3 protein-coding genes are annotated in these 3196 nt (G+C 61.2%); all 3 read right to left on the bottom strand.

From position 1 onward, the window contains the following. Positions 1–42: 42 nt before the first annotated feature. The 3 genes from trpE to rpe all read right to left on the bottom strand — a co-directional run bounded on the left by trpE (position 43) and on the right by rpe (position 3083). Positions 43–1524: an anthranilate synthase component I gene (gene trpE, locus ACF8RA_RS06035; RefSeq protein ID WP_392461887.1), complete on the bottom strand. Its 1482-nt coding sequence runs from the start codon at positions 1522–1524 to the stop codon at positions 43–45. A gap of 69 nt (positions 1525–1593) precedes the next feature. After that, positions 1594–2412 (bottom strand): phosphoglycolate phosphatase, encoded by an 819-nt coding sequence (locus ACF8RA_RS06030; protein WP_176683491.1) that lies wholly within the window; start codon positions 2410–2412, stop codon positions 1594–1596. Next, on the bottom strand, positions 2409–3083 hold the full coding sequence (gene rpe / locus ACF8RA_RS06025; RefSeq protein ID WP_176683492.1) for a ribulose-phosphate 3-epimerase: 675 nt from the start codon (positions 3081–3083) through the stop codon (positions 2409–2411). Before rpe ends, ACF8RA_RS06030 begins: the two co-directional genes overlap by 4 nt. Between the last annotated feature and the right edge of the window lie 113 nt (positions 3084–3196).

The following is a 3196-nucleotide window of genomic DNA, read 5'->3' as shown; positions in this document are numbered from 1 at the left end:
CGGGTTTACCCGCGAATGGGCTGCGCAGCAGCCCCAATAAATTTATCTGGCAGAAGTCTGCTCGGCCAACGCCACCGCACGGAACATCGCCCGGCGCTTGTTGATGGTTTCTTCCCATTCCAGCGCCGGCACCGAGTCGGCAACGATGCCGCCACCGGCCTGCACATGCAACTCGCCGTCCTTGATCACTGCAGTACGAATGGCAATTGCGGTATCCATATTGCCGTTCCAGGCAAAATACCCGACTGCACCGCCGTAAACACCACGCTTGACCGGCTCCAGCTCGTCGATGATCTCCATCGCGCGGATCTTCGGCGCACCCGATAAGGTGCCAGCCGGCAGAATCGCCCGCAGTGCATCCATCGCCGTGAGGCCTTCACGCAACTGGCCGGTAACGTTGGAGACAATGTGCATCACGTTGGAGTAACGCTCGATCACCATCTTCTCGGTCAGGCGCACACTGCCGGTCGAAGACACACGGCCCACATCGTTGCGACCCAGATCGATCAGCATCAGGTGCTCGGCAATTTCCTTGTCGTCCGACAGCAGGTCGTCTTCCAGCGCCCGGTCCGCCTCCTCGGTCGCACCACGCGGGCGGGTACCGGCAATCGGGCGCACGGTGACCAGGTTGTCCTCGACACGTACCAACACCTCGGGCGAGCTGCCGACCACATGGAAGTCACCGAAGTTGAAGAAGTACATGTACGGCGTCGGGTTGAAACAGCGTAGCGCGCGGTACAGGTCGATAGGCGCAGCCTTGAAGTCGATCGACATGCGCTGCGACGGCACCACCTGCATACAGTCCCCGGCCAGGATGTATTCCTTGATACGACCGACGGCGTTTTCGTAATCCTCGCGGGTGTAGCTGGAGCGGAATTCCGGCTCGGCTGCCTGCGGGCCGCTCAGGTCCAGACCGCGGCGCGGGGTGATTGGCTGGCGCAAGGTTTCCAGCAAGCCTTGCAGGCGTGCCTGGCCCTGTTCGAAAGCCTGATCTTCAGCTGGGTCGACCAACACGATGGCGTGCATCTTGCCCGCCAGGTTGTCGAACACCACCACCGCGTCGGACACCATCAGCAGGATATCCGGTACGCCCAGCGGGTCCGGATTGGGACTGGCCCCCAGGCGCTTTTCTACATAGCGCACACAGTCGTAGCCAAAGTAGCCGACCAGGCCGCCATTGAAGCGCGGCAGGCCGGGGATATCGGCAACTTTGTAGCGGTCCTTGAAGGTTTCAACGAATGCCAGCGGGTCTTCGACCTCACAGCTTTCCACCTCGACGCCATCCTGCAGGATGCTGACATGGTAGCCATGCACACGCATCACCGTGCGCGATGGCAAGCCGATCATCGAGTAACGGCCCCACTTCTCGCCGCCCTGCACCGATTCGAGCAGGTACGAGTTGGGCTGGTCAGCCAGTTTCAGGTAGATCGACAGCGGCGTGTCGAAGTCGGCCAAGGTTTCACAGGCCAAGGGAATACGGTTGTAGCCGGCAGCAGCCAGGCGCAGGAATTCTTCGCGGTTCATGAGTAGTCTCGTGGCAAGCAGCAATAGGTCAGGCAAACGGACGGGCCGGCACACGCCGGCAGGCTGAAGTCAGGCGCGCCAACGCCAACGGGCCAAGGCCTTGATGACTTTCATCCAGAATTTGCCAGTAACCGCCACGGTGGACTCTCTGTCTTGTGAGGCTTGAAGGTCCGCCAACGTTATCCCAGTGGCCGGGTCTGCGCAACCGGGCAGCAATGCGCGCAAGTCGTCGATTACCAGGCTGGGGGATTCATCGTCGATCGGCCTGCCATGGTTATAGCCGTAGGTCAGGCCCACGCATTGCACGCCAGCCGCCTTGGCCGCCTGCACGTCACTGCGCGAATCACCCACGAACAGGGATTGCTGCGGGGTAACACCGGCCATCTGCATGACGAACAGCAACGCCGCCGGGTCGGGCTTTTTCTGCGGCAAGGTGTCGCCACCAATGATCCAGCGGAAGAAATTGCCGATCTTCATCTGGTCCAGCAGCGGGCCAACGAAACGCTCAGGCTTGTTGGTAATCAGCGCCATTTCCACGCCCTGCTTGCGCAGCCAGCGCAGGGTGTCCCGTACGCCGGGATAGACCACGGTCAGTTCATGGCTTTCGGCATAAGCGTCCATGAACAACGCCAGCGCCTGTTCTGCCAGCGCATCGTCCACTTCGGCATGGTCGATGCCACCCGCCAACGCGCGGCGCACCAGCACCTGGGCGCCATTGCCAACCCAGTGGCGCACTGCCTCAAGGCCAGCAGGCGGGCGCCCCAGTTCGAGCAGCATACGGTCCACAGCCGCGGCCAGGTCAGGCACGGAATCGATCAGGGTACCGTCCAGATCGAACATTACCAACCTGGGCAGCGTCCCCGGGAACAGCTGCTCGAAGCCACTCATGAGCGGGCCAGGGCCAGTTCGGCACGCATCTTGGCGATGACTTCCTGGTAGTCCGGGGCGTTGAAGATCGCCGAGCCGGCCACGAAAGTGTCGGCGCCAGCGGCAGCGATCTCGCGGATGTTGTTGACGTTCACGCCACCATCGATCTCCAGACGGATATCACGGCCACTGGCGTCGATCAGCGCACGCGCTTCGCGCAGCTTGTCGAGAGTGCCGGGAATGAACTTCTGCCCGCCAAAGCCTGGGTTGACGCTCATCAGCAGCACCATGTCGATCTTGTCCATCACGTACTTCAGGGCGTCCAGGCTGGTGGCCGGGTTGAACACCAGGCCGGCCTTGCAGCCACCATCCTTGATCAGCTGAAGCGAACGGTCGATGTGCTGTGTGGCTTCAGGATGGAAGGTGATGTAGGTAGCACCCGCTTCGATAAAGTCGCCAATGATGCGGTCAACCGGGCTGACCATCAGGTGTACGTCGATCGGCGCAGTGACGCCGTACTTGCGCAGAGCGGTACAGACCATCGGACCGATGGTCAGGTTGGGGACATAATGATTGTCCATGACATCGAAGTGGACGATGTCTGCACCCGCAGCCAATACCTTGTCGACGTCCTCACCCAGGCGGGCAAAATCGGCAGAGAGAATGGAGGGGGCAATAGCGTAGGGCTGCATGGCGCACCTGTTGGCAGAGTCACGGTGGCGCGCATTGTAACTCAGGGAAAGCGATGAAGGCTGATTGGTATCAATTGGTGTCGACCAGCGCAACCTGTACCGGCCTCTTCGCG

It is taken from the genome of Pseudomonas sp. FYR_5, assembly GCF_043106315.1.
Classification (GTDB): domain Bacteria; phylum Pseudomonadota; class Gammaproteobacteria; order Pseudomonadales; family Pseudomonadaceae; genus Aquipseudomonas; species Aquipseudomonas putida_Y.
This window is presented reverse-complemented; position numbering and strand designations above follow the sequence as displayed.

Coding starts and splice junctions, on each gene's coding strand:
- rpe (WP_176683492.1), bottom strand. CDS start 3,083: ATGCAGCCCTACGCTATTGCCCCCTCCATTCTCTCTGCCGATTTTGCC.
- ACF8RA_RS06030 (WP_176683491.1), bottom strand. CDS start 2,412: ATGAGTGGCTTCGAGCAGCTGTTCCCGGGGACGCTGCCCAGGTTGGTA.
- trpE (WP_392461887.1), bottom strand. CDS start 1,524: ATGAACCGCGAAGAATTCCTGCGCCTGGCTGCTGCCGGCTACAACCGT.